Source organism: Streptomyces sp. NPDC001828 (genome assembly GCF_042892175.1).
Lineage (GTDB): Bacteria > Actinomycetota > Actinomycetes > Streptomycetales > Streptomycetaceae > Streptomyces.
Window position 1 is genome coordinate 125,923 of sequence record NZ_JBIATV010000016.1, and the last position, 26,572, is coordinate 152,494.

The following is a 26,572-nucleotide window of genomic DNA, read 5'->3' on the forward strand; positions in this document are numbered from 1 at the left end:
TGGCCCGTGCGGGCAGCTTCAGGCCGTCATGGGGGCCCCTGGCCCTTGAGGCGCGAACGGGGTCTGGGACGCAGCCCCAGGGGACCGGACCGGCGCACCCGAAAAGCATTGGCCCCCCACCCGGCCCGGGGCCTAAAATCCCCCCTCCCCCAAAACCGCCGGAGGCACCCCGTGCAGAGGCACGACCCCGACCCCGACCCCCTCCTCCACGAACGCACCCACCTCACCCACTCCCGCGCAGCCCTCCGCGCCATGCGCGAAGACGTCGAGTCCCTCGACATCAAGGACGTCACCGCGAACTGGGTGAACGCCGCCGTCCTCCAGCGCCAGATCGACGACCGCATCAAGGCCCTCGCCGACCTCTCCCACACCCCTCTCTTCTTCGGCCGCCTCGACTACCTGCACGCCCCCGGCGCGGACCTCGCGGAGGGGGCCGAGGGGGAGAGGTTCTACATCGGCCGCCGGCACGTCCACGACGCCGACGGCGACCCGATGGTCATCGACTGGCGCGCCCCCGTCTCGCAGCCGTTCTACCGCGCCTCGAAGAAGGACCCGCTGGACGTGGGCCTGCGCCGCCGATTCGGCTACACGGGCGGCGAGTTGACGGCCTACGAGGACGAGCACCTCACGGACCCGACGGAATCGGCGCAGACCAGCAAGCTGCTCCAGGCGGAGATCGAACGCCCCCGCGTGGGCCCGATGCGCGACATCGTCGCGACGATCCAGCCCGAGCAGGACGAGATCGTCCGCTCCGGCCTGAGCGGCAGCGTCTGCGTACAGGGCGGCCCCGGCACCGGAAAGACCGCCGTGGGCCTGCACCGGGTCGCCTACCTCCTCTACGCCCACCGCGACCGCCTGGCCCGCACGGGCACGCTGGTCATCGGCCCGAACAAGTCCTTCCTGCACTACATCGAGCAAGTGCTGCCCGCCCTGGGCGAGTTGGAGGTCAAGCAGGCGACGGTGGACGACCTGGTGACCGCCGGCGTCGAAGTGCGCGGCACCGACCCGGCGGAGTCGGCCGTGGTCAAGGGCGACGCCCGCATGGCCGAGGTGCTGCGCCGCGCGGTCTGGTCCCACGTCACGACGCCCGCCGAACCCCTGGTGGTGGTGCGGGGCTCCCGCCGCTGGCGCGTCCCGGCCTACGAACTGGCGGAGATCGTAGAGGAGTTGAGGACCCGGGACATCCGGTACGGAGCAGCGAGGGAAGCCCTGCCGCAACGGATCGCGCACACGGTCCTGGTCCGGATGGAGCAGGCGGGCGAGGCGCCGGACGACCGGGTGCAGGACGCGGTGGCGCGGAACACGGCGGTGAAGGCGGCCGTGAAGACGATCTGGCCCCCGGTGGACCCGGCGAAGCTGGTGCTGCGACTGCTGAACGACCCCGACTTCCTGGCCGCCCACGCCGAGGGCGTCCTCAGCGCCGACGAGCAGAAGACGATCCTCGCCCCCAAGCCGGCGCGCAGCGTGAAGGCGGCGAAGTGGTCGGCGGCGGACGCGGTCCTGATCGACGAGGCGAACGACCTGATCGCCCGCACGCACTCGCTCGGCCATGTCGTACTCGACGAGGCACAGGACCTCTCCCCCATGCAGTACCGCGCGGTCGGCCGCCGCTGCACGACGGGTTCGGCGACGGTCCTGGGTGACCTGGCGCAGGGCACCACGCCCTGGGCGACGGCGAGTTGGGCGGAGGCGCTGCGGCACCTGGGCAAGGGCGAGGCGGTGGTGGAGGAGCTGACGGCGGGCTTCCGCGTGCCGCGCGAGGTGATCGCGTACGCCTCGAAACTGCTCCCGTCGATCTCCCCCGGCCTGGCCCCGGTGGAGTCGGTGCGTGAGACGCCGGGCTCGCTGACCGTACGGGAGTCCTCGGACCCGGACGCGGACGTGGTGGCCGCGTGCGTGGAGTCGCTGGCCCACGAGGGCTCGATCGGCCTGATCGCGGCCGACCCCCGAATTCCCGTGCTGGCGGCGGCACTTGAGGCGGCGGGCCTCCCGTACCTGGCCCCCGGCGAGGAGACGACGGCCGACTCCCGCCTGACCCTGGTGCCGGCGTCCCTGGCGAAGGGCCTGGAGTACGACTACGTGGTCCTGGACGAACCCTCGGCCGTGGTCTCGGCCGAGCCCGACGAACGCACGGGCCTGCGCCGCCTGTACGTGGCCCTGACCCGAGCGGTATCAGGCCTGACGGTAATCCACGCCACCCCCCTACCCCTCCAGCTGACCTAGCCCCCTACGGACCGCGGGGCGGGGGCGTCCGCGCAGTTCCCCGCGCCCCTTAGCGGTACCGGGTGCCAGGGCATCCTCAGCCCGTCCGGCGATTGAGGACGAGCGCCCTTAAGGCGCGAACGGGGGTCTGGGGGCGGAGCCCCCAGGGTCCCGGAACCAACCAACCCCGGGCAACGGGATGGGGGTCCCCCCTGCTCCTTCAGAGCTTGGGGGAGGGTGGGAAAGCACCCCGGACCCGCCCCGCTACGCGTCCAGCGCCGCCCGCCACTCCGCGACGGCCCCGGAGGAAACCGGCGCGGACCACCCGCCGGGACGGGACGCCCCGCCAATGTGCACCGCGTCGATCCCCGCCCCCCGCAGCACCGGCAGGTGAGCGAGGGAGAGCCCACCCCCCACCAGGATCCGCGGCTCGTAGCCGGGCTCACCCCGACGCCCCGCCTCGGCGAGCAGCACCGGCAGCCCGTCGTCGACGCCCAGCGAGGACCCGGCCGTCAGGTACGTGTCGAGCCCGGGCAGCCCGGCCAGCTCCTTGCGCAGGGCGTCGCGGGAGGCGGCCCGGTCGATGGCCCGGTGGAAGGTCCAGCGGCACCCGGACAGCGCGGAGGCCAGCGCCCGTACCGCGTCCATGTCCGGCCCCCCGGTCTCGTCGAGGAAGCCGAGTACGAACTCGTCCGCCCCCTCGGCCCGCAGCGCCTCCGCATCCCGTACGAGCGCGTCGACGTCCCCCGCCGCGAACCCGTCCGCCGCCCGCAGCATCACCCGCAGCGGGATGTCGACGGCCGCGCGGATCGCCGCGAAGGTCTCCAGGGGCGGGGTCAGCCCGTCGGCCGCCATGTCGGTGACCAGCTCAAGGCGGTCCGCCCCGCCGGCCTGGGCCGCGACGGCGTCCTGCGCGTCGAGCGCGATCACCTCAAGCAGTGCGCGGTTGCTCATCTGACCCCATTCCTCCGTAACCCGGGCCCGGCTCGGCCCAAATAGGTCTAGTCCATTCACTAGCCTACGCCGCGAGATGCCCATCCACGCGGACGGCAAAACGCCGGTGGCGCCCTTTCCGCCGTGCGCCGGACACCATCCGGCAAGCCATCGCTTGCACCCGATACACCCTGGGGGTATACATGTCTCTGGATTGATACCCCCTAGGGGTATAATCGAGAGCAAGCCGCCCACCTCCCACCGTCCACCACTCACAGCCCACCGCCCTCCACCCCGAGGAGCAGCAGCCATGACCACCACCGCCCCCGGCGCCGCCGCCGACGTCGAACTCGCCATCGGCGGCATGACCTGCGCCTCCTGCGCGGCCCGGATCGAGAAGAAGCTCAACCGCATGGACGGCGTCGAGGCCACCGTCAACTACGCCACCGAGAAGGCGAAGGTCACCTTCCGCGAGGACGTATCCGTGGCCGACCTCATCGCCACCGTCGAGGCCACCGGCTACACCGCCAAGGAGCCCGCGCCCGTACCGCCCGCACAGGCCGGGCCGGGCGCCGACGCGGAGCCCGCCGACGAGCTCCGGCCGCTGCGCGCGCGGCTGCTCACCGCGGTCGTCCTCGCCGTCCCCGTCATCGCGATGTCGATGGTCCCGGCCCTTCAGTTCGCCTACTGGCAGTGGCTCTCGCTGGCCCTGACCGTGCCGGTCGTCACGTACGCCGCCTGGCCCTTCCACCGGGCCGCCTGGACCAACGCCCGGCACGGCGCGGCGACGATGGACACGCTGATCTCGGTCGGCACCTCGGCCGCGTTCCTGTGGTCCGTGTGGGCCCTGTTCTTCGGCACGGCGGGCCACCCCGGCATGACCCACCCCTTCGAGCTGACCATCGGCCGCTCGGACGGCGCGGGCAACATCTATCTGGAGGCCGCCGCCGGGGTCACCGCCTTCATCCTCGCCGGGCGCTACTTCGAGGCCCGCGCCAAGCGCAAGGCGGGCGCGGCCCTGAAGGCACTGCTCGAACTGGGCGCCAAGGACGTCACCGTCCTCGGCCCGGACGGCAGTGAACGGACCGTACCCACCGCCGAGTTGAAGGTCGGCGACCGCTTCCTGGTGCGGCCCGGCGAGAAGATCGCCACGGACGGCACGGTCGTCGAGGGCTCGTCCGCCGTCGACGCCTCCCTGCTGACCGGCGAGTCCGTCCCGGTGGAGGTGGCCCCCGGGGACGCCGTCACCGGTGCCACCCTCAACGCGGGCGGCCGGCTCGTCGTCGAGGCCTCCCGGGTCGGCGCGGACACCCAGCTCGCCCGCATGGCCAGGCTCGTCGAGGACGCCCAGAACGGCAAGGCCGCCGCCCAGCGCCTCGCGGACCGGATCTCGGCCGTCTTCGTGCCGGTCGTCATCGGCCTCGCGCTCGCCACCCTCGGCGTCTGGCTGGCAACCGGCTCCGGCCTCACCGCCGCGTTCACGGCCGCCGTCGCCGTGCTGATCATCGCCTGCCCGTGCGCACTCGGCCTCGCCACGCCGACCGCCCTCATGGTGGGTACGGGCCGGGGCGCCCAGCTCGGCATCCTGATCAAGGGCCCCGAGGTCCTGGAGACGACCCGCAAGGTCGACACGATCGTCCTGGACAAGACGGGCACGGTGACCACCGGCCGCATGACTCTGCTCGCCGTGCACACCGCCGACGGCATCACGGAATCCCAAGTCCTGCGCCTGGCAGGTGCGTTGGAGCACTCCTCCGAGCACCCCGTCGCCCGCGCGGTCGCCGAGGGCGCCACGGCCGAGGTCGGCACCCTGCCCGCCCCCGAGGACTTCGCCAACATCGCGGGCCTCGGCGTCCAGGGCGTCGTCGAAGGACACGCGGTCCTGGTCGGCCGCGAGAAGCTGCTCGCCGAGTGGGCGATGGAGCTCACCCCGGCTCTGAAGAAGGCGAAGGAGGAGGCCGAGGCGGCGGGGCGTACCGCCATCGCGGTCGCCTGGGACGGCGAGGCCCGCGCGGTCCTCGAAGTCGCCGACGCCGTCAAGGAGACCAGCCCCGAGGCCATCGAGCGGCTCCGCGCCCTCGGCCTCACCCCGATCCTGCTGACCGGCGACAACCGGGCCGTCGCGGAGGCGGTCGCGGCCGAGGTCGGCATCGAGGAGGTGTACGCGGAGGTCATGCCGCAGGACAAGGTCGACGTCATCAAGTCCCTTCAGGCCGAGGGCCGTTCGGTCGCCATGGTCGGCGACGGGGTCAACGACGCGGCCGCCCTCGCCCAGGCCGACCTGGGCCTGGCGATGGGCACGGGTACGGACGCGGCCATCGAGGCCGGCGACCTGACCCTGGTGCGCGGCGATCTGCGGGCGGCGGCCGACGCGATCCGGCTCGCGCGCAGGACGCTCGGCACGATCAGGTCCAACCTGTTCTGGGCCTTCGCCTACAACGTCGCCGCCCTGCCGCTGGCCGCGGCCGGCCTGCTCAGCCCGATGATCGCCGGGGCGGCGATGGCCTTCTCCTCGGTCTTCGTGGTCGGCAACTCCCTGCGCCTGCGCGGCTTCCGGGCCACCGAAAACTGACCGGCGCCCCGGCCCGCCCCCGATCAGGCTCCGATGTCGCCCGCCCGGTGGCCCACGGCGCCCAGCGCGTGGACATCGGCCAGGGCGACCAGCGGGTCGGGGGAGGGTCGGCACCCCCATGCCCTCGGCCGCCGAGGGCGGGAGGGGCCGCCCTCATACCCTCGGCCGCCGAGGGTGTGCGGCCCGCCCCCGATACCCTCGGCGGCATGCCGCACAACGACCCCCTCCGCGCCCGCTGGCACGCCGCCCTCCTCGCGGCCCGCCCCGCCGGCGCCGGCCCCGTGGACCCGGACCCGTACGGGGACAACCTCCTCGCCCGCTGGGCGGAGCCGCAGCGCCGGTACCACGACACCGCCCACCTCACCGCCGTCCTGGACCACATCGACGTGCTGGAGCGGCACGCCGACGACCCGGACCTCGTACGCCTCGCCGCGTGGTTCCACGACGCCGTGTACTTCCCGGACCGTTCGGAGAACGAGGAGCGCTCGGCCCGGCTCGCCGAACGCGCCCTGAACGAGGCCGGGTTGAGCCCGCAGAGCGTCGCCGAGGTGGCCCGTCTGGTACGCCTGACCGTCACCCACGCCGCCGAGGAGGGCGACGCGAACGGCGCCGTCCTGTGCGACGCGGACCTCGCGATCCTGGCCGCCGCCCCGGAGGCGTACGCCGCCTACGCCGCCGCCGTACGCGAGGAGTACGCCTTCGTGCCGGGCGAGGCGTTCCGCACCGGCCGCGCCGAGGTGCTCTCCCAACTGCTCGCCCTGCCAAGGCTGTTCCGCACCCCGTACGGCGAACGCGAGTGGGAGACAACGGCTCGGGAGAATCTCGAGGCGGAACTGACCCTGCTGACCGCATAATCGGCCCGAGCGCACCGCTCGCCACGCCACCGCGCGCGAGCGTCCACCGCTCGCTCCGCTCCCGGACGGAAAGCAGGTATCCCGCGTGCTCCCCGTGACAGTCCAGGCCGACCGCCTCGCCCTCCACGAGCTGACCCGCGCCTCGGCCACCGAACTGCAGGACGGCGGCTCCGGCGGCTGGGAGTGGGCGCCCGGCGGCCCGCACGAGGGCAGCCGCTTCGCCGCAGGGAAGATGCTGGCGGGCATGGACACCGGCCGCCACCGTACGGGCTGGGGCGCGTACGTCATGGTCCGCACCGAGGACGGCCGGGCGATCGGCGGGATCGGCTTCCACGGCCCGCCCGAGGACGGCCGGGTCGAGATCGGCTACGACCTGGCGGATTCCGCACGCGGCCACGGGTACGCGACCGAGTCGCTGACCGCGCTGACCGCCTGGGCGCTCGCCCAGCCCGACGTCGAAACGGTGTACGCCACGACGGACGAGGACAACACCGCCTCGCAGCGCGTCCTGGAGCGGGCCGGGTTCCGCCGCATCGGCGACACCCCGCGCCCGATCGGCGGCCGCGAGGCCCAGCACCTCTTCGAGCGGTCCCGGGACGCCGGGGAGTAGCCCGCCCCGGCGACCGCCGGGGGAATACGGATCCGGCCACCGGCGTTGGCACCCGACATGCCCGCCGAGCCCATACCCACGCCCGTGCCCGCCTCCCCACCCCCCGGCTCCACCGCCTCAGCGGCCCGTATGCCGCTCGCCGTCTACATCCTCGGCCTCTCCGTCTTCGCGCTCGGCACGAGCGAGTTCATGCTCACGGGGCTGCTGCCGTCCATCGCGGACGACATGAACGTCTCGATTCCGCAGGCGGGCCTGCTGATCTCCGCCTTCGCGATCGGCATGGTGGTGGGAGCCCCGCTGCTCGCGGTGGCCACCCTGCGACTGCCGCGCCGCACCACCCTGATCTCGCTGATCACGGTGTTCGGCCTGGGCCAGGTCGCGGGCGCGCTGGCCCCGAACTACGCGCTGCTCTTCGCCTCCCGGATCGTGTCCGCGCTGGCATGCGCCGGGTTCTGGGCGGTCGGCGCGGCGGTCGCCATCGCGATGGTGCCGGTCAACGCGCGGGCCCGCGCGATGGCCGTCATGATCGGCGGCCTGTCGATCGCGAACGTCCTGGGCGTGCCGCTGGGCGCGCTCCTGGGGGACAGCCTGGGCTGGCGTTCCGCGTTCTGGGCGGTCGGCGCCGCGTCCGCGATCGCCCTGGTCGGCATCCTGACCCGTATCCCGCGTATCCCGCTCCCCGCCGAGAAGCCCCAGCTCGGCCGCGAGCTGCGGATCTACCGCGATCCGCAGGTGCTGCTCTCGGTCGCCGTCACCGCGCTCGCGGCGGGCGGCGTGTTCTGCGCGTTCAGCTACCTCAAGCCGCTCCTCACGGACGTCGCGCACGTGGACGCGGGCTGGGTCCCGGCCGTGCTCGGCCTGTTCGGGGTGGGCGCGCTCATCGGGACGACGATCGGCGGCCGGGTCGCCGACGCGCACCTCTTCGGCGTGCTCCTGAGCGGCATCACCGCCTCGACGGTGTTCCTGGTGGCGCTCGCCCTGTTCGCCTCGACGCCCGCCGTCGCGATCGCCCTGTCGTTCCTGCTGGGTCTCTCGGCGTTCTACACGGCCCCCGCGCTCAACGCCCGCATGTTCAACGTGGGCGGCGCCGCCCCGACGCTGGCCGGCGCGACCACGACGTCCTCGTTCAACCTGGGCAACACCGCCGGGCCCTGGCTCGGCGGCGTCGTGATCAGCGCGAACCTGGGCTTCGCCGCCACCGCCTGGGCGGGCGCCGCGATGACGGTCCTCGCCCTCGCCCTCGTCACGGCCTCCCTGCGCCTGCACAGGTCCCAGTCCCGCGTCGTGGCCCGCTCGGCCGACCAGACCCTCGCGGCGTCCCCCGCCGAGGTGTGACCCCGCGCCGTACGCGACGAGCCCGTACACGGCGAAGCCCGTACACGGCGAAGCCCGTACACGGCGAAGCCCGTACACGGCGAAGCGCCCCGCCCCCGGTCTCCCGGGTGCGGGGCGCTTCGGTGTTCCCCCGGCGGACCGGGGTCACTCACTGCTTAGGCAGGGGTGACGTTCTCCGCCTGCGGGCCCTTCGGGCCCTGGGTGACGTCGAAGTTGACCTGCTGGTTCTCCTGCAGCTCACGGAAGCCGGTGGAGTTGATCGCGGAGTAGTGGACGAAGACGTCCGGGCCGCCGCCGTCCTGCGCGATGAAACCGAAGCCCTTTTCGGCGTTGAACCACTTGACGGTGCCGGTTGCCATGTGTTTCCCCTGTCGAGGATCGCGGGGTACTGGCTTGTCAGTACCCCTGGGTGAGGTGATCGCCCTGGTCCTCGGACATTGCTGCAAGGCAAACGCCCACGGCGTAAACCGCGGGCGCTGAGACTTCGGAACCACGACTACTGGCAAGGAAGTTAGCCGATCCGCAGTCGTCTGGCTACGGGCCGCAGCCGAACCGGGGACAAGTTCCGGCCAGCGGAGTCCTCCGGCGGGGCCCGGACGGGCCGTCCGGGCCCCTCAGGCCGGGCGCCCCTTGGGTCGTCTGAGCCCCGCCTCCGTCAGACGGCGCACGAGTTCCTTCGAGCCGATCTCCAGGGCACCCGCCCGCACCGCGTCCGCGTACCGGTGCGAGGGCACGTCGTAGTGATCGCGCTCGAAGGCGCGCGGCGGACAGCCGATGGCCGCCGCGAACGCGTGCAGCTCCTCGTACGAGACGTCGCTCACCAGGTGCGACCACATGCGGCCGTGGCCCGGCCAGGTCGGCGGGTCGATGTAGACGGTCATCCGGCGAGTCCGCCGACCTGGGCCACCACGACGCCCGCCTTGCCGCACACCCAGTGCGGGTCGGGGCCGAGCTCCGGCTCCACGTCCAGGGCGTGCGGGTCGCCCGCGTCGCACACCGGGCACAGCGGCCAGCGCCCGTACCGCTCCAGGAGGGCGTCCTGGACGTCCTGGGCGACGAGCCCCGCCACGAACTCCGTGCCCTCGGGCCACTGCTCCACCCACCAGCGCCGGTGGGTGACCGCGTCCTCGACCATCGAGACGACGTCCGCGTGCGCCACATCGCGCGCCGCCAGGTCCGCCAGGACCAGGGCGCGGGCGGCGTGCAGTGCTTGTTCGAGCGGCTGGATGGGTTGTGCGTCGTCCATGCCCTCCATTGTCACCCCACCCGCCGCACGTCCGTCCGGCCCCCGTGACGGGCGCGGAACGGGACCAAGGGCCGGGCTGCGACGGGACCAAAAGGGGGTTGACCGCGGAACGTCCCGAAAATATCTTTCAAGAGTGACCAACGACGTGAAGGAAAGTTTCAGCGGAAGCGGCGGCGCCCCGCCCGCCCCGGCGGCCCTCGCGGCCAAGGTGCGTACGCTCGCGCCCTCCATGACCCGCTCGATGCAGCGGGTCGCCGAAGCCGTCGCCGGTGATCCGGCCGGCTGCGCGGCCCTCACGGTCACCGGCCTCGCCGAGCTCACCGGCACCAGCGAGGCCACCGTGGTGCGCACCGCCCGCCTCCTCGGCTACCCCGGCTACCGCGACCTGCGCCTCGCGCTCGCGGGGCTCGCGGCCCAGCAGCAGTCCGGCCGGGCCCCCGCGGTCACCGCCGACATAGCCGTCGACGACCCGATCGCGGACGTCGTGGCCAAGCTCGCCTACGACGAGCAGCAGACCCTCGCCGACACCGCGGCCGCCCTCGACACCGTCCAACTCGGCGCCGCGGTCGGCGCGTTGGCGGGCGCCCGGCGCATCGACATCTACGGCGCGGGCGCCTCCTCGCTCGTCGGCCAGGACCTCGCGCAGAAGCTGCTGCGCATCGGCCTCATCGCGCACGCCCACACCGACCCGCACCTCGCGGTCACCAACGCCGTGCAGCTGCGCTCGGGCGACGCGGCGGTGGCGATCACCCACTCCGGCTCGACCGGCGACGTCATCGAGCCGCTGCGCGTCGCCTTCGACCACGGCGCCACCACCATCGCGATCACCGGCCGCCCGGACGGCCCGATCTCGCAGTACGCCGATCACATACTGACGACCTCGACGGCCCGCGAGAGCGAGCTGCGCCCGGCCGCCATGTCGTCCCGCACGAGTCAACTCCTCGTCGTGGACTGCCTGTTCATCGGCATCGCGCAGCGCACCTACGAGACGGCGGCCCCGGCCCTCTCCGCCTCGTACGAGGCGCTCGCCCACCGGCACAACCCCCGCACCCGCTAGCCCCACCGGCACCCCCGCCCGAGCCGCCGAAAAACGACACCCGCACCCGCACCCGCCAGAGCCGTACGCAGAGAAAGAGCAGCCGTCACCATGACCACCCAGGACTACGCCGAGCTGCGCGCCCAGCTGGCCACCCTCACCACCGAGGCGTTCCGGCCCGAGCTCGCGGAGATCGACCGGCTGCCGACCGCCGAGATCGCCAGGATCATGAACGGCGAGGACGCCACGGTCCCCGCCGCCGTGGCCGAGCGGCTCCCGGACATCGCGGCGGCCATCGACGCCACGGCCGCGCGGATGTCGCGGGGCGGCAGGCTGGTCTACGCGGGCGCCGGCACGGCCGGGCGGCTCGGCGTCCTGGACGCCAGCGAGTGCCCGCCCACGTTCAACACCGATCCGTCCGAGGTCGTCGGCCTGATCGCGGGCGGCCCGTCCGCGATGGTGAAGGCGGTCGAGGGGGCCGAGGACTCCAAGCAGCTGGCGGCCGAGGACCTGGACGCGCTGCGCCTGACCGAGCTCGACACCGTCGTCGGCATCTCGGCCTCGGGCCGCACCCCGTACGCGATCGGCGCGGTCGAGCACGCGCGGCGCCTGGGCGCCCTCACGGTCGGCCTGTCCTGCAACGCGGGCTCCGCGCTCGCGGCCGCGGCCGAGCACGGCATCGAGGTCGTGGTGGGCCCCGAGCTGCTCACCGGCTCCACCCGGCTGAAGTCGGGCACGGCCCAGAAGCTGGTCCTCAACATGATCTCGACGATCACGATGATCCGGCTCGGCAAGACCTACGGAAACCTGATGGTCGACGTGCGGGCGTCCAACGAGAAGCTGCGCGCCCGCTCGCGCCGCATCGTGGCCCTCGCCACCGGCGCGGACGACGCCGAGATCGAGGCCGCGCTCGCCGCGACGGACGGCGAGGTGAAGAACGCGATCCTGGTCATCCTCGGCGGCGTCGAGGGCGACACGGCCGCCCGTCTCCTGTCCGAATCCCGGGGCCATCTGCGTGCGGCGCTGCACGCGGCCCCCTGACCCCACCCCCACCGGCCAAGACCCGCACAGCAAGGCACCCGCACCATGGCACCAGAGAACAAGAACCGCGCCACCGCCGCCGCGATCCTCCCGCTCGTCGGCGGTGCCCGGAACATCGACTCGATCGCCCACTGCATGACGCGCCTCCGCCTCGGCCTGAAGGACCGCTCGCTGGTCCAGGACGAGGCCCTCAGGGCGCTGCCGGCGGTGCTCGGCGTGGTCGAGGACGACACGTACCAGATCGTGCTCGGCCCCGGCACGGTGGCACGGGTGTCCCCCGAGTTCGAGGCCCTGGTGGCGCAGGAGGACACGTCTCAACCTGCCGCCACGCCAACGGAGTTGGCGGCGAAGGGCGCCGAGCTGAAAGCGGCCCGGAAGGCGGCGAACGCCACCCCCTTCAAGCTGTTCCTCCGCAAGGTGGCGAACATCTTCGTGCCGCTGATCCCGGCGCTGATCGGCTGCGGCATCATCGCGGGCCTCAACGGCCTTCTGGTGAACCTGGGCTGGCTGCCCGGCGTGACGCCGGCGCTCGCCGCCATCGCGTCCGGCTTCATGGCCCTGATCGCGGTGTTCGTCGGCTACAACACGGCGAAGGAGTTCGGCGGCACGCCGATCCTGGGCGGGGCGGTCGCGTCCATCATCGTGTTCGCGGGCGTAGCGAAGATCATCGTCTTCGGCCAGACGCTGGCCCCCGGCCAGGGCGGAGTCCTCGGCGCACTGGGCGCGGCACTGCTCGCGGTGTACGTGGAGCGGTGGTGCCGGCGCTGGGTGCCCGAGGCCCTGGACGTCCTGGTCACGCCGACCGTGACGGTCCTGGTGTCCGGTCTGGTGACCCTCTACGGCCTGATGTTCCTGGCGGGCGAGGTCTCGACGGGCATCGGGCACGGCGCGAACTGGCTCCTGGACAACACGGGCGCGTTCGCGGGCCTGGTCCTGGGCGGCCTGTTCCTGCCCCTGGTGATGCTGGGCCTGCACCAGGCCCTGATCCCGATCCACACCACCCTGATCGAGCAGCAGGGCTACACGGTCCTGCTCCCCATCCTGGCGATGGCGGGCGCGGGCCAGGTGGGCTGCGCGATGGCGGTCTACCTGCGGGCGAAGCGCAACGAGCCCCTGCGCACCACCATCAAATCCGCCCTCCCCGCCGGATTCCTCGGCGTCGGCGAGCCCCTGATCTACGGAGTCTCGCTCCCCCTCGGCCGCCCCTTCGTCACGGCGTGCGCGGGCGGCGCGGCGGGCGGCGCGTTCGTGGGCCTGTTCTCGATGCTGGGCGACAAGGTGGGCTCCACGGCGATCGGCCCCTCGGGCTGGGCCCTGTTCCCCCTCCTCCAGGGCAACCACGGCCTGGCCACGACGATCGCGATCTACGCGGGCGGCCTGCTGGCCGGCTACGCGGTGGGCTTCCTGGCCACGTACTACTTCGGCTTCACCCAAGACTCCCTGACGGCCCTCAACGCCACACCGGGCCCGACGGAGGCGGGGACCACGGCGGACGCACCGGCCAAGGAACCGGCCACCGCCTGAACCCCGCTCGCGCCCCGGCCCCCGCTCACACCCCCCGCCCCCGCCCCCACTCCTCGAACTCCCCCACCACGTCCCGCAGCCGCCACGGCGGGTCCTTCAGGAACATGTCGCGGAGTTCGGGGACGGGGACCGACGCCGGGCGGTAGTCGTCGTCCTCGTACAGGTCCTCGTGGTCCGGGTCCTCCATGGGGTCCCCGGGGACGCCGACGAACGGGCCGTCCCACGTCGCGAAGTCCGACGCCGGATTGACCTTCCAGACCGCCCCCGCCCGCACGCACACCTCGCCGAGGTACCAGGCGGGGGCGGTCAGGCGCGGGGTGTCCTGGGCGGCGCGCACGTCCTCCCAGGCGGCCCCGGCGAAGTCCGCCCGTACCGCCCGCTCCAGCGCGTCGACCGAGGACGCGGAGAAGTCCCACTGCCCGGGGTGCGAGGCGGCCCACTCCCCGAACGCCGCCTCCTGCCGCGCCAGCCACGCCGCGAGCCGCGGGTGGTCCGTCCACTGCTGATCGAGCTCGCTCATGGCACCCGAGCGTACGGGAGCGGTGTAAGGGGCTTGTGGAGATGGGGAGTTGGGAGTTTGGCGGCTCGGAAAACTGTGGGGCTCCTGTGGGCCGCGAGGGCTACCGTGTGGTGCTGCGCGACACCATCGAGCACGGGGGCCCCTGGTGTCGCAGCATGCTGCACGCCCACTTCTTCGGGCTCCCGGGGAAAGACACGTTCGCGTGAACCGACCGATCTCCCGGATATCTCCGATATCCGCATCCACCCGCCGACCACACCTGTGGCCACGCGCCGCCGTCGCGCTCGCCACCGTCGGCATCCTCTCCGTCAGCGGCCTTCCACAGCTCCAGGGCACCGCCGACGCCGCGACGAAGGCCATGCCCTGCCAGCAGATGTTCAAGCTCAAGGGCAAGCCCACCGACCCCGGCAAACTGCCGTGGGCCAACGGTGACGCGGCCCGGCCCGAGGCCGACTGGGACTCCTACGGATTCCCCAACCAGCGCCAGGCCATGGACGGCCTGACCCTGCCCGACGACCCCGCCGAGCGCGACAAGATCCTCGGCAAGCTCACCCTGCCCTACAAGAAGTACGCGGAGGGCACCCCCGAGCGGGTCTACGCCACGTACAAGGACTACCTGTCGCGCAACGGCAACACCGACACCAAGTACGGCGGCTTCGGCAACTGGCTCAACGAGGCCTACATCGAGGTGTACGGGCGCAACCCGCGCGGCGAGGCCTTCCACGGCAAGGTCGTCAAGGACCTCGGCCTGATCGGCCCGGACTGGATCTGCGAGGAGACCGTCACGGTCACCGACCCGGACACCGGCAAGCCCTACACGCGGCGCTTCGACGCGGTCAATCACAAGACCAAGGAAGTCGTCGAGATCAAGTCCGGCGGAAACCACGACAGTTCGCAGGCGCCGAAGGACCGCGCGTTCCTCAAGGATCCCAAGTACAAGGACTACAAGCTGCGGTACGCCTTCGGGCAGCAGCAGTCCCAGGACACCGCCCGCTACACCGAGAGCCTCAAGAAGCTCGGCGGGGCGGGCCGGGTCACCACGTACGAGCACGTCTCCACGCCGGAGGCCCAGTTCAAGCCCGGCAAGTACACCGCGCAGGACACCGCGCGCAGCATCGGCCGCAGCCCCGACGTCATCCGGCAGTCGCCGCCCAACCCGGCAGACATGAAGCGCCAGATGGACCGCATCCGGGCCGCCGACCCCGAGGGCCTGCGCGTGCGCGGCCCCGGCGGCGTCGACTTCTCCAGCCTCGAACTGCGCTACGTCGGCAAGCCGGTCAAGGGCCAGGGCCTCAACTACTCGTTCTCCGCCAACAAGGTCGACGAGTCCTCGGGCCTCGGCTACGGCGGCAAGGAGCGCGCCGAGCTCATCTCCGACTCGTTCTTCACCTGGCTCGCCCTGACCCGGGAGAAGTTCTGGGTCAACCTCAACCCGGACGAGCCCGACCGGGTCATGGACAAGACGTTCGGCACGACCGACGCCGGCCGCGTCCTGCTCCAGGCCGACCTGGAGATGAAGCACGACTACGCCAAGGACATGGACCCCCGCACCGGCATCGGCAAGGAGCTCTTCGCCAAGCTCGCGGCCGAGAACATCCCGTGCACCCACGGCGTCCGCAACTGGATCGTGCCCAAGCCCGCCGAGGTCCGCGAACAGGACGGCGGCCTCTACATCCTCGACGCCCCGCTCAAGGTGAACTCGGTCCCGCAGGACTTCAAGACCCCTCAGCCGAACGGCAGTTGCGACCTCACCGAGGCCCAGCACAAGCGCGTCCAGGAGCTCATGGACACGATGATCGTGCCGGACATCGAGAAGAAGGTGAACACCGACGCCAAGTACGCCGACCTGCGCACCGTCTACAACGCGCGCGTCGCCGCCGAGTGGATCCGCCAGCAGGACGCGAAGTCGCCGACGGACTACCACGCGGTCATCAACAGCAACAAGGTGACCGACTGGCCCCTGCGCGGCAAGAACGCCTCGTGGACGCCCACGCAGACGTACAAGGAGTACGTGAAGTCCTTCACGGAGGGCGACTACAGCTACCCCTGCGAGAAGGCCGGCCGTCCCGGCACCTGCGTGGCGGGTGGCGTCGACTTCTCCAAGTCGCCCAAGCAGAACGTCACTCAGGCCAAGTTCACCGCCGAGCACAAGAACCTGCCCCGCACGACCGACATCTCCGTCAGGGCGATGACGGACGACGCGGAGAACAAGGCGCTGCTCGCCCTCGGCGGCAACACGGCGGCCCACACCGGTACCGGCACGGGCGGAGACCCGACCCCCGCCCCGACCCCGACCCACACCGGCGGCGGCTCCTCCACTCCCCCGGCCACCCCGGCCCCCGCCCCCTCCGGCCAGGGCGGTCACCGGCCGGCCCCCGGTGACCAGCACGCGAGCGGCGGCCTCGCCAACACCGGCACCCAGATCGCCACGATCGCGGGCGTGGCCGCGCTCCTGGTCGGCGCGGGCGCCGGCCTCGTCTGGCTCCGTCGCCGCCGCAACGGCCTCGGCTAGGAAGGCTCAGCGGCAGGACGTTCAGCAGGAGGTTCAGCAGGAGAAGGGGAAGGGGTGTCGCCGATCGGCGGCGCCCCTTCCGCGCTGTACGTCCCGGCCAGAACGGCGACCAGCCGCAGCGCCATGTCCATGTTGCAGCGCCCCAGATCCACCAGCGGGAACAGGACGTGCCCCCCGCACGTCAGCGGGTCGATCCTGAGCGACGGCAGCACCACCCCGGCCCGCCCCAGTTCCGTACGCAGCTGCTCCACGGCGTCCTCCGCCGCCCGCACCCGCTCCATTGCCGTCAGTGCCATCTGCCTTGCCTCCTGCACACCGAGTGTTCCGCTTTCCTCACCCAGCGTGTCCGAGTCCCGCTAGCCTGACCACCGACGGCAACCCAACAACCCCGCATGTCCAGGGAGTTGCCCATGCCAGGCCCCAAGGACCTCGACCCCTCCTCCTCCCCCCGCGCCTTCCTCGGCGCCGAACTCCGCTTCGCCCGCGAAAAGTCCGGCCTCACCCAGGACGACCTCGGCCGGCCCCTCTTCGTCTCCGGCTCCTTCATCGGCCAACTCGAAGCGGGCACACGGCGCATGCACCTCGAATACGCCCGCCAGATCGACGAAATCCTGGGCACGGAGGGCTTCTTCACCCGCAACTGCGTCGCGGCGGCGAAGTCGAAGTACCCGGACCACTTCGCGGAGGCGGCGGAAGCGGAGGCGGTCGCGACGACCATCCGCGAGTACGCGCCGCTGCTGATTCCGGGGCTGCTTCAGACGGAGGCGTATGCGCGGGCGATGTTCCGCGCGGGCCACCTGACGGCGCCGGAAGAGTCGATCAACGAGCTGGTCGCCAATCGACTGGCTCGCTCTCAGCTCCTCGACGACCCAACAAAGCCACTGTTGTGGGCGGTGCTCGATGAAGCAGTCCTACGCCGGAGGGTCGGCGGATCGGCGGTCATGGCCGAGGCGCTGGCCCACGTTGCCGCGTTGGGCTTCCGACATCGCGTCATCGTTCAGGTGCTGCCGTTCGACGCCGGCGCACACATGGCACTGGAGGGCTCCCTCAAACTGATGGCCTTCGAGGACGCACCCCCGCTCGCCTATCTCCAGGGCCTTGGAACTGGACGGCTCCAGGACGACCCGGCCACCGTCACTCAGTACGAGCTGACCTACGATTTGGTCGGGGCCAGCGCGCTGTCACCACAACAATCCCTGGCCCTGATCGAATCAGTGGCGGAGGATTACGCCCATGAGGATCAGCCCTGAGTACGACCTGAGCAAGGCCACGTGGCACAAGTCCAGCTACAGCGGAGCGAGCGGCGGCGACTGCCTGGAGATGGCCCGCTGGCAGAAGTCCAGCTACAGCGGTGGCGACGGCGGCAACTGCCTTGAGGTGGGCCGTTGGCGCAAGTCGACGCACAGCGGCGGCAGCGGCGGCGACTGCCTCGAAGTCAGGGACGACGTACCGCACATCGTCCCGGTCCGGGACTCGAAGACCGCCCCCCACGGCCCGACGCTCGTGTTCCGAGCCGGGGCGTGGTCGGCCTTCATCGCGGACGTGAAGGGATCCAACGCGGCAGCCTGAGAACGCAGTTCACCAAGACGGGCCGGTCACCTCCCCGAGGTGGCCGGCTCGTTGCGCATACGGCTCGAAGCTCACGCGCCGGACGCCGAGCCGTGCTGGAAATCGAATGGGTGGAGGGCACTCCGAACGCGTCCGAGCCCACGCCGCCCAGGCCCGCGCGGCAGCGACGTGCCGGTCCGAAAGGACTCCGGCGTGACCATGCGGCCCATCCGTGCGCGTAGCGGGGCACGATATAGGGGGAAGAGGCGCGAAGCCATGACCCCCAGCACCACCAAGGGGCCGCGCCCAAGGGGTCAAGTCCCCTGCCCTGTGCCCTACTTCGTCGACCTCAGCGTGATCCCCCCGTTGCCACTGGTCAGGCTCAGGTGGTGAGGGGCGGAGGGGTCGTCGGGTATGCCCAGCGTTTTGTGGCCGTGGCCGGTCTGGGCGGTGACGCGGTAGGGGGCGGGCGGGGCCGTCACCGTGATGCTGCCGTTGGAGGTCTGGGCCGTGACGTCCTGGGCGGTGTCGGGGGTGAGGGAGATCGAGCCGTTGGACGCCATGGCCGTCGTGCCCGTGCCCTTCAGGCCGTTCGCGTCGATCGAGCCGTTGCTCGTGCGGATGTCGACCGGTCCCGTCGCGCCCCGTACCTTCACCGCGCCGTCGCTCGTGGACACCCGCACCTGGCCGACCGAGGACAGGCTCAGCCCGCCCGCCTTGGTGGAGCCGGTGACCGGGATTCCGGCCGGGACGTCCACCGTGTAGTCGACCGAGCAGCGGCCCTCGCAGCCGCCGAGGACCAGCACGCCGTCCTCCACGCGGTACGTCGATCCCGTCGGCTTCGTCTTGCCCCGGTAGGTGACCTCGCGGTGCACGGACACCTTGGTGAGGCCCTGCTTGCCGCGCACCCGGAAGCCGTCCGACTTCCCGTCGATGCGTACCGCGGTGATCTTGTCCTTGACGCTGCTGTCGTCCTTGAACGTCTGGTCGTCCAGCGGGCCGCACGCGCCGAGCGCGCCGGCCGCGAGGACGGTCAGGGTCACGGCTGCGACGGAGCGGATCCGCAGTCGTGTGCTGGTCATGAAAGTCCCCCGGGTTGATGCGAGTTGGGGCGGTCAGGGCCCCTCTGATCACCAAGCTAGCCCCGCTCGCGTACCCGCACCATGGAGCCAGCACCACCTTCGGAGTTCGGAATTTCCCAGCCTCCCGGGTTCGGAAATGCCCCCCGAGGTCCCGAGGCAGGTGCCGAGGCCCGGAAACGCCCGAGGGCGGCACCCCTGTGATGGGGATGCCGCCCTCGGCGTACAGCTACCTACATGGAGCTACCGATCCTGGACGGATCAGAAGTCCATGTCACCGCCCGGCATGCCGCCCGGAGCGGCCGCGGCGGCCTTCTCCGGCTTGTCGGCGATGACGGCCTCGGTGGTGAGGAAGAGCGCCGCGATGGAGGCGGCGTTCTGCAGCGCGGAGCGCGTGACCTTCGCCGGGTCGATGATGCCCTCGGCGATCATGTCGACGTACTCACCGGTCGCGGCGTTGAGGCCGTGGCCGACGGGCAGGTTGCGCACCTTCTCGACGATGACGCCACCCTCGAGACCACCGTTGACGGCGATCTGCTTGAGCGGGGCCTCCAGGGCCAGCTTCACGGCCTTGGCGCCGGTCGCCTCGTCACCCTCGAGCTCGAGCTTCTCGAACACCGCGGAGGCCTGGAGCAGGGCCACGCCACCACCGGCGACGATGCCCTCTTCGACGGCCGCCTTCGCGTTGCGGACGGCGTCCTCGATGCGGTGCTTGCGCTCCTTGAGCTCGACCTCGGTCGCGGCACCGGCCTTGATGACCGCAACACCGCCGGCGAGCTTCGCCAGGCGCTCCTGCAGCTTCTCGCGGTCGTAGTCGCTGTCCGAGTTCTCGATCTCGGCGCGGATCTGGTTGACGCGACCCTGGACCTGGTCGCTGTCGCCGGAGCCGTCGACGATCGTCGTCTCGTCCTTGGTGATGACGACCTTGCGGGCGCGGCCGAGCAGGTCGAGACCGGCGTTCTCCAGCTTGAGGCCGACCTCCTCGGAGATGACGGTGCCGCCCGTGAGGATGGCGATGTCACCGAGCATGGCCTTGCGGCGGTCGCCGAAGCCCGGGGCCTTGACGGCGACGGACTTGAAGGTGCCACGGATCTTGTTGACGACCAGGGTCGACAGGGCCTCGCCCTCGACGTCCTCGGCGATGATCAGCAGCGGCTTGCCGGACTGCATGACCTTCTCGAGGAGCGGCAGCAGGTCCTTGACCGAGCTGATCTTCGAGTTGACGATCAGGATGTACGGGTCGTCGAGCGACGCCTCCATACGCTCCATGTCGGTGGCGAAGTACGCCGAGATGTAGCCCTTGTCGAAGCGCATGCCCTCGGTGAGCTCGAGCTCGAGACCGAAGGTCTGCGACTCCTCGACCGTGATGACGCCTTCCTTGCCGACCTTGTCCATCGCCTCGGCGATGAGCTCGCCGATCTGGGTGTCGGCGGCGGAGATGGAGGCCGTAGAAGCGATCTGCTCCTTGGTCTCGACATCCTTGGCCTGCTCCAGGAGGGCGGCGGAGACGGCCTCGACGGCCTTCTCGATGCCGCGCTTCAGGGCCATGGGGTTGGCGCCGGCGGCGACGTTGCGCAGACCCTCGCGCACCAGGGCCTGGGCGAGGACGGTCGCGGTGGTCGTTCCGTCACCGGCGACGTCGTCCGTCTTCTTGGCGACTTCCTTGACCAGCTCGGCGCCGATCTTCTCGTACGGGTCCTCGAGCTCGATCTCCTTGGCGATGGAAACACCATCGTTGGTGATCGTGGGGGCGCCCCACTTCTTCTCGAGGACGACGTTGCGGCCCTTGGGGCCGAGGGTGACCTTGACGGCGTCGGCGAGCTGGTTCATCCCGCGCTCGAGACCGCGCCGTGCCTCCTCGTCGAACGCGATGATCTTGGCCATGTGAAGTGGTCCTCCCGGACAGGGGTGGCGTTCTTCGTGGATCGCGCCGGTGCCCGCGACGGACGGCCTGCAGCCCTTGTGGTTCCTTGCCCCACCCGGCCTGCGGACCTCACTGACCCGATCCAAGTTCTGTCACTCTCACTGGGAGAGTGCTAAGCCCAATGATTAGCACTCGGCCCCTGCGAGTGCAAGCGAGTCTCTTGAAACGGACCCCTGCGCGTAGGGGTGCCGGGCGGTCCCCGGCGGCCTGTCGGCGGTCGGCGCCCCGGGACGCTTGAAGGGGGCCACCCTCACGGGTGGCCCCCTTCAAGTCTGCTTGCGTCGGTGGTCGATCGCGCCGAGATCAGACGGCGAGCTTGACCATGTCCGCCTGCGGACCCTTCTGGCCCTGCGAGATCTCGAACTCGACTCGCTGACCTTCTTCAAGGGTGCGGTAACCGTCCATCTGGATCGCGCTGTAGTGGACGAAAACATCCGCACCACCGTCGACCGCGATGAAGCCGTACCCCTTCTCCGCGTTGAACCACTTGACGGTGCCCTGAGCCATGCCTAACTCCCCTATTACTGGCCCTTGCACGGGACCACACTTCGCGGACCCGGGTCAGACCTGCACCCTCCGACAGGAGAGGGTGTGCGCCGGAACGCGTCGACCGCGGCTGAATGTATCTGCCCAACTGCCCTCTGCAACAGGTCAATCGGACGAGAATTCCGGGCACGCACGGGGAGCGGAATGCCATTTATTCTGCGTTCCGGGGCAAGTCGGGCCGGGCAAAGCGCACTTAAGGCGCAAAGGGCTCTCACACTTTGACCCCATGTTGTCGCGTTCTCATATGCACTTGGCACTCGAAGCGAAGGGGCTTCCCCAACTGTACCCCGCTCAACCATGTTGAATTGCCCCCTCCGCTTCTCGTGCGGAGGGGGCAACTCAGGCGCAACTCGCGGTCAACTCCGAGTACGGCCCGGGTTAAACGCGGAGCGGGTCAGCCGCCCGCGACCGCCGGGATGATCGAGACGCCGGCGCCCTCGGGCGTGGCGGTCTCCAGGCCCTGCTCGAAGCGCACGTCGTCGTCGTTGACGTAGACGTTGACGAAGCGGCGCAGCTTTCCCTGGTCGTCCAGGACGCGCGCGGCGATGCCCGCGTGGTTCTTCTCCAGGTCGGCGATGACCTCGGCGAGGGTGGCGCCCTCGGCGGCGACCTCGGACTTGCCGCCCGTGTAGGTGCGCAGGATCGTGGGGATGCGGACGTTCACGCTCATGGTTCGGTGCTCCTAGTCGATCGGCAGTGGCTCAGTGGGCGAGGCCCGCGTCGCGGAAGGCGTCCAGGCTCGGGCGGATGGTCGCGGTCGCCTGGGACGTGGCGGCCACGGCGTCCAGCGTCTTGAGCCCGTCACCGGTGTTGAGGACGACGGTGGTGAGGGACGGGTCGAGCAGACCGGCCTCGATGAGCTTCTTGGTGACGCCGACCGTCACACCGCCCGCGGTCTCCGCGAAGATGCCCTCGGTGCGGGCGAGCAGCTTGATGGCGTCGACGATCTGCTCGTCGTCGACGTCCTCCACCGCGCCGCCGGTACGGCGCGCGATGTCCAGGACGTACGGGCCGTCCGCCGGGTTGCCGATGGCGAGCGACTTGGCGATGGTGTCCGGCTTCTGCGGGCGCACGACGTCGTGCCCGGCCTTGAAGGCGGTGGACACCGGGGAGCAGCCCTCGGCCTGGGCGCCGAAGATCTTGTACGGCTTGTCCTCGACGAGGCCGAGCTTGATCAGCTCCTGGAGCCCCTTGTCGATCTTGGTGAGCTGGGAGCCGGAGGCGATCGGGATGACCAGCTGGTCCGGCAGCCGCCAGCCGAGCTGCTCGCAGATCTCGTACGCCAGCGTCTTGGAACCCTCGCCGTAGTAGGGGCGCAGGTTGACGTTGACGAAGCCCCAGCCCTCGCCCAGCGGGTCGCCGATGAGCTCGGAGCAGAAGCGGTTCACGTCGTCGTAGTTGCCCTCGATGCCGACGAGCTCGCCGCCGTACACCGCGGCCATGACGACCTTGCCCTGCTCCAGGTCGTGCGGGATGAACACGCAGGAGCGGAAGCCGGCCCGGGCCGCGGCGGCGCCGACCGCGCCGGCGAGGTTTCCGGTGGAGGAGCAGGAGAGCGTGGTGAAGCCGAAGGCGCGGGCGGCCTCCAGGGCCTGCGCGACGACGCGGTCCTTGAAGGAGTGCGTCGGGTTGCCGGAGTCGTCCTTGACGAACAGCTTGCCGGGCTCGACGCCCAGCTCGCGGGCCAGGTTCTCGGCCTTGACGAGCTTGGTGAAGCCCGGGTTCAGGTTCGGCTTGTCGGCGACGTCCGCGGGGACGGGCAGCAGCGGGGCGTAACGCCAGATGTTCTCGGGGCCGGACTCGATCTGCTTGCGCAGCGCCTCGGGGTCGCCGAGGGGCAGGTCATAAGCCACTTCGAGCGGTCCGAAACACAGTTCACAGGCGAAGATCGGGCCAAGTTCGAAACGCTGGCCGCACTCGCGGCAGGAAAGTCCGGATGCCGGACCGAGGTCGACGGCGGTGCGGGATTCAACAGTCTGAGCAGACATGGAGGGGAGGCCCTTTCTCCTCATCTTCCTCATGACGAACCTCGCCATGAGACGGATTTGGCACCTTCCCTAGCCGGTGGCCCCGTGTCTTGACCGAAACGATCGACGAGAACCGACTGGAGGGTTGCCGGGGCTTCAACGGGCCGTATCCCTCTGCCCCTCTGGATGAGCGGTATTCGATTGTCAGCGTGACGACCCCCGACATGCGACGGTCATCCGCGTTGTTCAAGACTGTAACCGAAGCCCTGGACGGTTGAGATAGTCGTCCGAACCGCGAGATGGATCACACAAGGAGGCCAGGAGCCGTGCTGGAAGAGGTGGAACGCTGGCTGAGCAGGCGTTCCTGGTCCGCGGCCGAGCGGCCGATCGAGCGGATCCTGGCCGCGAAACACCGCACGGGAACGACCGTCAGCGTGGTGCTGCCCGCCCTCGACGAGGAGAACACGGTCGGTGAGATCGTCGCCGCGATCCGGCGCGAGCTGATGACCGGTGCCGTGCCGCTGGTCGACGAGCTGGTGGTCGTCGACTCCGGCTCCACCGACCGTACGGCCGAGGTGGCGGCGCGGGCCGGCGCCCGGGTCGTGCACCGCGACACGATCCTGCCGCGCGTTCCCGCGCTGCCCGGCAAGGGCGAGGTGCTGTGGCGCTCGCTGCTCGTGACCAGTGGCGACATCGTGTGCTTCATCGACGCCGACCTGAGGGACTTCGACGCCGGGTTCGTGTCCGGCATCGTCGGGCCGCTCCTGACCGAGCCGGACGTGGCGTTCGTCAAGGCGATGTACGACCGTCCCTTCGGGGACACGGCCGGCGAGGGCGGCCGGGTCACCGAGCTGGTGGCGCGTCCGCTGCTCAATCTGCACTGGCCCCAACTGGCCGGAATCGTCCAGCCGTTGGGCGGCGAGTACGCGGCCCGGCGCACGCTCCTGGAGCGGCTGCCCTTCCCCGTCGGGTACGGCGTGGAGCTCGCGCTGCTCGTGGACGCGCTGCACACGGTGGGCCTGGACGCGCTGGCCCAGGTCGACGTGGGCGTACGCAAGCACCGCCACCAGGACGGACAGGCGCTCGGCCGGATGGCCGCCGCGATCTACCGCACCGCGCAGCTGCGCCTTTCCCGGGGCCATCTCGTACGGCCCGAGCTGACCCAGTTCGAGCGGGGCGCGGACGGCTTCGTGCCGCGCACGTATCCGGTGGACACCGAGGAGCGGCCGCCGATGCGGGAGATCGAGGAGTACGCGGTCCACCGGGCGGCCTAGGTTGCGGGGAGGGAGGGGCCTGGCCGGTTTCGGCCCATGGGGGTGGGCGTACGGGTGTTTGAGGTATTGCGGGGCGGGCTAGGTTCCGCAACATGGTCACCGCGCATGAAACCTCCCGGGCTCAGGTCCTTGTCGCCTCCAACCGAGGCCCCGTCTCGTACACCCTGAAGGACGACGGGTCGCTCGAACCCAAGCGGGGCGGGGGCGGGCTCGTCTCCGGGCTCAGCGCGATCGGCTCCGACGTGGAGTCGGTGTGGGTGTGCGCGGCGCTTGGCGAGGGCGACCGCGAGGCGGTGCGGCAGGGCGTCGGCGAGCAGGGTGTCCGCATGCTGGACATCGATCCCGAGGTCTTCGCCGACGCGTACAACGGCATCGCCAACTCGGTGCTGTGGTTCGTCCAGCACATGCTGTACCAGATTCCGCTGGAGCCGGTCTTCGACGCGGAGTTCCGGCGGCAGTGGGCGTCGTACGAGGCGTACAACCGGGCGTTCGCCGAGGCGCTGGCGGCCGAGGCGGGGGACGGGGCGCGGGTCCTGGTGCAGGACTACCACCTGGCCCTGGTGCCGGGCATGCTCCGCGAGCTCCGCCCCGACCTGCGCATCGGCCACTTCTCGCACACGCCGTGGGCGCCGGTGGACTACTTCCGGATGCTGCCCGACGACATCGCCGAGCAGCTGCTGCGCGGGATGCTGGGGGCCGACCGGCTCGGGTTCCTCACGCGGCGGTGGGCGTCGGCGTTCCTGGACTCGGTGGCGGGGGTGCTGCCCCCGCAGGACGGCGAGGTGTCCGGCCCCGACGGGGAGGGGCGCCGCTTCTTCCGGCACGCCCCGGCCGGCGGCCGGGGGCGCGAGACGGAGATCGCCGTCCACTCGCTCGGCGCGGACGGCGACTTCCTGCGGCGGCGGTCGCACGAGGCCGACGTCGAGGAGCGGATGGCGGCCCTGCGCGAGCAGGTCGGGGCGGGCCGCAGGACGATCGTGCGGGTCGACCGCACCGAGCTGTCCAAGAACATCGTGCGCGGACTGCTCGCCTACCGGCACCTCCTGGACACGCGCCCCGAGTGGCGCGAGCGGGTCGTGCACGTCGCGTTCGCCTATCCCTCGCGGCAGGACCTCGCGGTGTACCGGGACTACACGGCGGAGGTGTCCCGGGTCGCCGAGGAGATCAACTCCCTTTACGGGACGCCTGGTTGGACCCCGGTCGTGCTGCACGTGCAGGACGACTTCGCGCGCTCGCTCGCCGCGTACCGGCTCGCGGACGTCGCCCTCGTGAACCCCGTCCGCGACGGCATGAACCTCGTCGCGAAAGAGGTCCCGGTGGTGTCCGACGCGGGCTGCGTCCTCGTGCTCTCGCGGGAGGCGGGGGCGTGGGCGGAGCTGGGGGAGGACGCGGTGGTGGTCAACCCGTACGACGTGACGGGGACGGCGTCCGCGTTGCACGCGGCGCTGTCCATGCCGGAGGGGGAGCGGGCGGAGCGGACGAAGCGGCTGGCGGTGGCGGGTACGGCTCTGCCGCCCCGGCGCTGGTTCACCGACCAGCTCGAGGCGCTGAGCTCCTAGCCGGGGGGGGTTGCCCACCCGCCCGCCCGTGGCCCGGGGTTGGTTGGTTCCGGGCCCCTGGGGCTCCGCCCCAGACCCCGTTCGCGCCTGAACGGCGCTCGTCCTCAAACGCCGGACGGGCTGAGGATGCCTGCGCGGGCCAGCACCGACCACCCGGGAGGGCTGAAGTGCCCGATGCGGCCCAGCACCAAGGCTTTTAAGGGCGCGGGGAACTGCGCGACCAGCCACGCACGGTCCGCGGCCGGACCAGGGGGTCCGGGGGCGCAGCCCCCGGAAGCCCACCCACCCCC

General features: G+C 71.3%; 24 protein-coding genes and 1 riboswitch. Of the genes, 13 read left to right on the top strand and 11 right to left on the bottom strand.

Going from position 1 to position 26,572, the window contains the following annotated elements; translation table 11 throughout:
* Positions 1 to 252 precede the first annotated feature (252 nt).
* On the top strand, positions 253 to 2,223 hold the full coding sequence (locus tag ACFYZA_RS34680) for a HelD family protein (protein ID WP_388494572.1): 1,971 nt from the start codon (positions 253 to 255) through the stop codon (positions 2,221 to 2,223).
* A 243-nt stretch (positions 2,224 to 2,466) separates the two neighbouring features.
* Here the strand turns inward: ACFYZA_RS34680 and ACFYZA_RS34685 are convergent, their stop codons facing one another.
* Positions 2,467 to 3,156, bottom strand: a complete 690-nt coding sequence (locus ACFYZA_RS34685) for a copper homeostasis protein CutC (protein WP_382600289.1) — start codon at positions 3,154 to 3,156, stop codon at positions 2,467 to 2,469.
* A gap of 289 nt (positions 3,157 to 3,445) precedes the next feature.
* Between ACFYZA_RS34685 and ACFYZA_RS34690 the strand changes: the two genes are divergently transcribed.
* The 4 genes from ACFYZA_RS34690 to ACFYZA_RS34705 all read left to right on the top strand — a co-directional run bounded on the left by ACFYZA_RS34690 (position 3,446) and on the right by ACFYZA_RS34705 (position 8,506).
* Positions 3,446 to 5,707 carry a heavy metal translocating P-type ATPase gene (locus tag ACFYZA_RS34690; RefSeq protein ID WP_388494517.1) on the top strand — a complete coding sequence of 754 codons (2,262 nt, stop codon included), beginning with the start codon at positions 3,446 to 3,448 and terminating at the stop codon, positions 5,705 to 5,707.
* Positions 5,708 to 5,913: 206 nt separating this feature from the next.
* Positions 5,914 to 6,561, top strand: coding sequence for a hypothetical protein (locus tag ACFYZA_RS34695; RefSeq protein WP_382600285.1), 648 nt, complete (start codon positions 5,914 to 5,916; stop codon positions 6,559 to 6,561).
* Between the two features lie 85 nt (positions 6,562 to 6,646).
* Entirely contained in the window at positions 6,647 to 7,171 is a 525-nt protein-coding gene (locus ACFYZA_RS34700; protein ID WP_388494518.1) for a GNAT family N-acetyltransferase, read from the top strand.
* Between the two features lie 129 nt (positions 7,172 to 7,300).
* Entirely contained in the window at positions 7,301 to 8,506 is a 1,206-nt protein-coding gene (locus ACFYZA_RS34705) for a Cmx/CmrA family chloramphenicol efflux MFS transporter (RefSeq protein WP_388494573.1), read from the top strand.
* Positions 8,507 to 8,661: 155 nt separating this feature from the next.
* Here the strand turns inward: ACFYZA_RS34705 and ACFYZA_RS34710 are convergent, their stop codons facing one another.
* From ACFYZA_RS34710 to ACFYZA_RS34720, 3 genes are all read right to left on the bottom strand, one after another.
* Positions 8,662 to 8,865 carry a cold-shock protein gene (locus ACFYZA_RS34710; protein ID WP_053724154.1) on the bottom strand — a complete coding sequence of 68 codons (204 nt, stop codon included), beginning with the start codon at positions 8,863 to 8,865 and terminating at the stop codon, positions 8,662 to 8,664.
* 255 nt (positions 8,866 to 9,120) lie between these two features.
* Positions 9,121 to 9,387: a DUF4031 domain-containing protein gene (locus ACFYZA_RS34715; protein ID WP_382600280.1), complete on the bottom strand. Its 267-nt coding sequence runs from the start codon at positions 9,385 to 9,387 to the stop codon at positions 9,121 to 9,123.
* Positions 9,384 to 9,752, bottom strand: a complete 369-nt coding sequence (locus ACFYZA_RS34720; protein ID WP_388494519.1) for a hypothetical protein — start codon at positions 9,750 to 9,752, stop codon at positions 9,384 to 9,386. Before ACFYZA_RS34720 ends, ACFYZA_RS34715 begins: the two co-directional genes overlap by 4 nt.
* A 133-nt stretch (positions 9,753 to 9,885) precedes the next feature.
* Between ACFYZA_RS34720 and ACFYZA_RS34725 the strand changes: the two genes are divergently transcribed.
* The 3 genes from ACFYZA_RS34725 (at position 9,886) to ACFYZA_RS34735 (ending at position 13,353) form a co-directional block, all read left to right on the top strand.
* Positions 9,886 to 10,809 carry a MurR/RpiR family transcriptional regulator gene (locus ACFYZA_RS34725; protein WP_382600276.1) on the top strand — a complete coding sequence of 308 codons (924 nt, stop codon included), beginning with the start codon at positions 9,886 to 9,888 and terminating at the stop codon, positions 10,807 to 10,809.
* A 90-nt stretch (positions 10,810 to 10,899) separates the two neighbouring features.
* Positions 10,900 to 11,829 (top strand): N-acetylmuramic acid 6-phosphate etherase, encoded by a 930-nt coding sequence (gene murQ / locus ACFYZA_RS34730; protein WP_388494520.1) that lies wholly within the window; start codon positions 10,900 to 10,902, stop codon positions 11,827 to 11,829.
* Positions 11,830 to 11,874: 45 nt separating this feature from the next.
* The gene (locus ACFYZA_RS34735; protein WP_388494521.1) at positions 11,875 to 13,353 is read left to right on the top strand and encodes a PTS transporter subunit EIIC; all 1,479 of its coding nucleotides are present in this window, start codon (positions 11,875 to 11,877) and stop codon (positions 13,351 to 13,353) included.
* 25 nt (positions 13,354 to 13,378) lie between these two features.
* Here ACFYZA_RS34735 and ACFYZA_RS34740 read toward each other — a convergent pair whose 3' ends face one another.
* The gene (locus ACFYZA_RS34740) at positions 13,379 to 13,873 is read right to left on the bottom strand and encodes a hypothetical protein (RefSeq protein ID WP_345259613.1); all 495 of its coding nucleotides are present in this window, start codon (positions 13,871 to 13,873) and stop codon (positions 13,379 to 13,381) included.
* A 202-nt stretch (positions 13,874 to 14,075) separates the two neighbouring features.
* Here ACFYZA_RS34740 and ACFYZA_RS34745 point away from each other — a divergent pair, with 202 nt between their 5' ends.
* A complete protein-coding gene (locus tag ACFYZA_RS34745) occupies positions 14,076 to 16,385 on the top strand; it encodes an LPXTG cell wall anchor domain-containing protein (protein WP_388494522.1) in 2,310 nt (769 codons plus the stop codon).
* Here ACFYZA_RS34745 and ACFYZA_RS34750 read toward each other — a convergent pair.
* Positions 16,382 to 16,681, bottom strand: coding sequence for a hypothetical protein (locus ACFYZA_RS34750; RefSeq protein WP_240361585.1), 300 nt, complete (start codon positions 16,679 to 16,681; stop codon positions 16,382 to 16,384). The genes ACFYZA_RS34745 and ACFYZA_RS34750 overlap by 4 nt on opposite strands.
* Positions 16,682 to 16,795: 114 nt before the next feature.
* On the opposite strand from ACFYZA_RS34750, the gene ACFYZA_RS34755 reads away from it, so the two are divergent.
* Entirely contained in the window at positions 16,796 to 17,635 is an 840-nt protein-coding gene (locus tag ACFYZA_RS34755; RefSeq protein WP_388494523.1) for a helix-turn-helix domain-containing protein, read from the top strand.
* Positions 17,619 to 17,954, top strand: coding sequence for a DUF397 domain-containing protein (locus ACFYZA_RS34760; RefSeq protein ID WP_388494524.1), 336 nt, complete (start codon positions 17,619 to 17,621; stop codon positions 17,952 to 17,954). Before ACFYZA_RS34755 ends, ACFYZA_RS34760 begins: the two co-directional genes overlap by 17 nt.
* Before the next feature lie 314 nt (positions 17,955 to 18,268).
* On the opposite strand, the gene ACFYZA_RS34765 is transcribed toward ACFYZA_RS34760, so the two are convergent.
* From ACFYZA_RS34765 to thrC, 5 genes are all read right to left on the bottom strand, one after another.
* Complete coding sequence (locus tag ACFYZA_RS34765) at positions 18,269 to 19,015, bottom strand: DUF4097 family beta strand repeat-containing protein (RefSeq protein WP_388494525.1); 747 nt, start codon at positions 19,013 to 19,015, stop codon at positions 18,269 to 18,271.
* A 258-nt stretch (positions 19,016 to 19,273) separates the two neighbouring features.
* On the bottom strand, positions 19,274 to 20,896 hold the full coding sequence (groL, locus tag ACFYZA_RS34770) for a chaperonin GroEL (protein WP_100577753.1): 1,623 nt from the start codon (positions 20,894 to 20,896) through the stop codon (positions 19,274 to 19,276).
* A gap of 343 nt (positions 20,897 to 21,239) precedes the next feature.
* Positions 21,240 to 21,443, bottom strand: a complete 204-nt coding sequence (locus ACFYZA_RS34775) for a cold-shock protein (protein ID WP_005315736.1) — start codon at positions 21,441 to 21,443, stop codon at positions 21,240 to 21,242.
* Between the two features lie 433 nt (positions 21,444 to 21,876).
* Positions 21,877 to 22,152, bottom strand: a complete 276-nt coding sequence (locus tag ACFYZA_RS34780; protein ID WP_382600260.1) for a MoaD/ThiS family protein — start codon at positions 22,150 to 22,152, stop codon at positions 21,877 to 21,879.
* A 31-nt stretch (positions 22,153 to 22,183) separates the two neighbouring features.
* A complete protein-coding gene (gene thrC, locus ACFYZA_RS34785) occupies positions 22,184 to 23,470 on the bottom strand; it encodes a threonine synthase (protein WP_382600257.1) in 1,287 nt (428 codons plus the stop codon).
* 17 nt (positions 23,471 to 23,487) lie between these two features.
* Positions 23,488 to 23,642: riboswitch (SAM riboswitch) on the bottom strand.
* A 133-nt stretch (positions 23,643 to 23,775) separates the two neighbouring features.
* On the opposite strand from thrC, the gene ACFYZA_RS34790 reads away from it, so the two are divergent.
* On the top strand, positions 23,776 to 24,723 hold the full coding sequence (locus ACFYZA_RS34790) for a glucosyl-3-phosphoglycerate synthase (RefSeq protein ID WP_382600256.1): 948 nt from the start codon (positions 23,776 to 23,778) through the stop codon (positions 24,721 to 24,723).
* Positions 24,724 to 24,815: 92 nt separating this feature from the next.
* Positions 24,816 to 26,282 (top strand): trehalose-6-phosphate synthase, encoded by a 1,467-nt coding sequence (locus ACFYZA_RS34795; RefSeq protein ID WP_388494526.1) that lies wholly within the window; start codon positions 24,816 to 24,818, stop codon positions 26,280 to 26,282.
* The last annotated feature ends 290 nt before the right edge of the window (positions 26,283 to 26,572 follow it).

What these genes read in the sequence shown, in the direction of transcription:
- ACFYZA_RS34680 (WP_388494572.1), top strand. Translation starts at nt 253, where the DNA reads ATGCGCGAAGACGTCGAGTCCCTCGACATCAAGGACGTCACCGCGAAC.
- ACFYZA_RS34685 (WP_382600289.1), bottom strand. Translation starts at nt 3,156, where the DNA reads ATGAGCAACCGCGCACTGCTTGAGGTGATCGCGCTCGACGCGCAGGAC.
- ACFYZA_RS34690 (WP_388494517.1), top strand. Translation starts at nt 3,446, where the DNA reads ATGACCACCACCGCCCCCGGCGCCGCCGCCGACGTCGAACTCGCCATC.
- ACFYZA_RS34695 (WP_382600285.1), top strand. Translation starts at nt 5,914, where the DNA reads ATGCCGCACAACGACCCCCTCCGCGCCCGCTGGCACGCCGCCCTCCTC.
- ACFYZA_RS34705 (WP_388494573.1), top strand. Translation starts at nt 7,301, where the DNA reads ATGCCGCTCGCCGTCTACATCCTCGGCCTCTCCGTCTTCGCGCTCGGC.
- ACFYZA_RS34710 (WP_053724154.1), bottom strand. Translation starts at nt 8,865, where the DNA reads ATGGCAACCGGCACCGTCAAGTGGTTCAACGCCGAAAAGGGCTTCGGT.
- ACFYZA_RS34715 (WP_382600280.1), bottom strand. Translation starts at nt 9,387, where the DNA reads ATGACCGTCTACATCGACCCGCCGACCTGGCCGGGCCACGGCCGCATG.
- ACFYZA_RS34720 (WP_388494519.1), bottom strand. Translation starts at nt 9,752, where the DNA reads ATGGACGACGCACAACCCATCCAGCCGCTCGAACAAGCACTGCACGCC.
- murQ (WP_388494520.1), top strand. Translation starts at nt 10,900, where the DNA reads ATGACCACCCAGGACTACGCCGAGCTGCGCGCCCAGCTGGCCACCCTC.
- ACFYZA_RS34735 (WP_388494521.1), top strand. Translation starts at nt 11,875, where the DNA reads ATGGCACCAGAGAACAAGAACCGCGCCACCGCCGCCGCGATCCTCCCG.
- ACFYZA_RS34740 (WP_345259613.1), bottom strand. Translation starts at nt 13,873, where the DNA reads ATGAGCGAGCTCGATCAGCAGTGGACGGACCACCCGCGGCTCGCGGCG.
- ACFYZA_RS34750 (WP_240361585.1), bottom strand. Translation starts at nt 16,681, where the DNA reads ATGGCACTGACGGCAATGGAGCGGGTGCGGGCGGCGGAGGACGCCGTG.
- ACFYZA_RS34755 (WP_388494523.1), top strand. Translation starts at nt 16,796, where the DNA reads ATGCCAGGCCCCAAGGACCTCGACCCCTCCTCCTCCCCCCGCGCCTTC.
- ACFYZA_RS34760 (WP_388494524.1), top strand. Translation starts at nt 17,619, where the DNA reads ATGAGGATCAGCCCTGAGTACGACCTGAGCAAGGCCACGTGGCACAAG.
- ACFYZA_RS34765 (WP_388494525.1), bottom strand. Translation starts at nt 19,015, where the DNA reads ATGACCAGCACACGACTGCGGATCCGCTCCGTCGCAGCCGTGACCCTG.
- groL (WP_100577753.1), bottom strand. Translation starts at nt 20,896, where the DNA reads ATGGCCAAGATCATCGCGTTCGACGAGGAGGCACGGCGCGGTCTCGAG.
- ACFYZA_RS34775 (WP_005315736.1), bottom strand. Translation starts at nt 21,443, where the DNA reads ATGGCTCAGGGCACCGTCAAGTGGTTCAACGCGGAGAAGGGGTACGGC.
- ACFYZA_RS34780 (WP_382600260.1), bottom strand. Translation starts at nt 22,152, where the DNA reads ATGAGCGTGAACGTCCGCATCCCCACGATCCTGCGCACCTACACGGGC.
- thrC (WP_382600257.1), bottom strand. Translation starts at nt 23,470, where the DNA reads ATGTCTGCTCAGACTGTTGAATCCCGCACCGCCGTCGACCTCGGTCCG.
- ACFYZA_RS34795 (WP_388494526.1), top strand. Translation starts at nt 24,816, where the DNA reads ATGGTCACCGCGCATGAAACCTCCCGGGCTCAGGTCCTTGTCGCCTCC.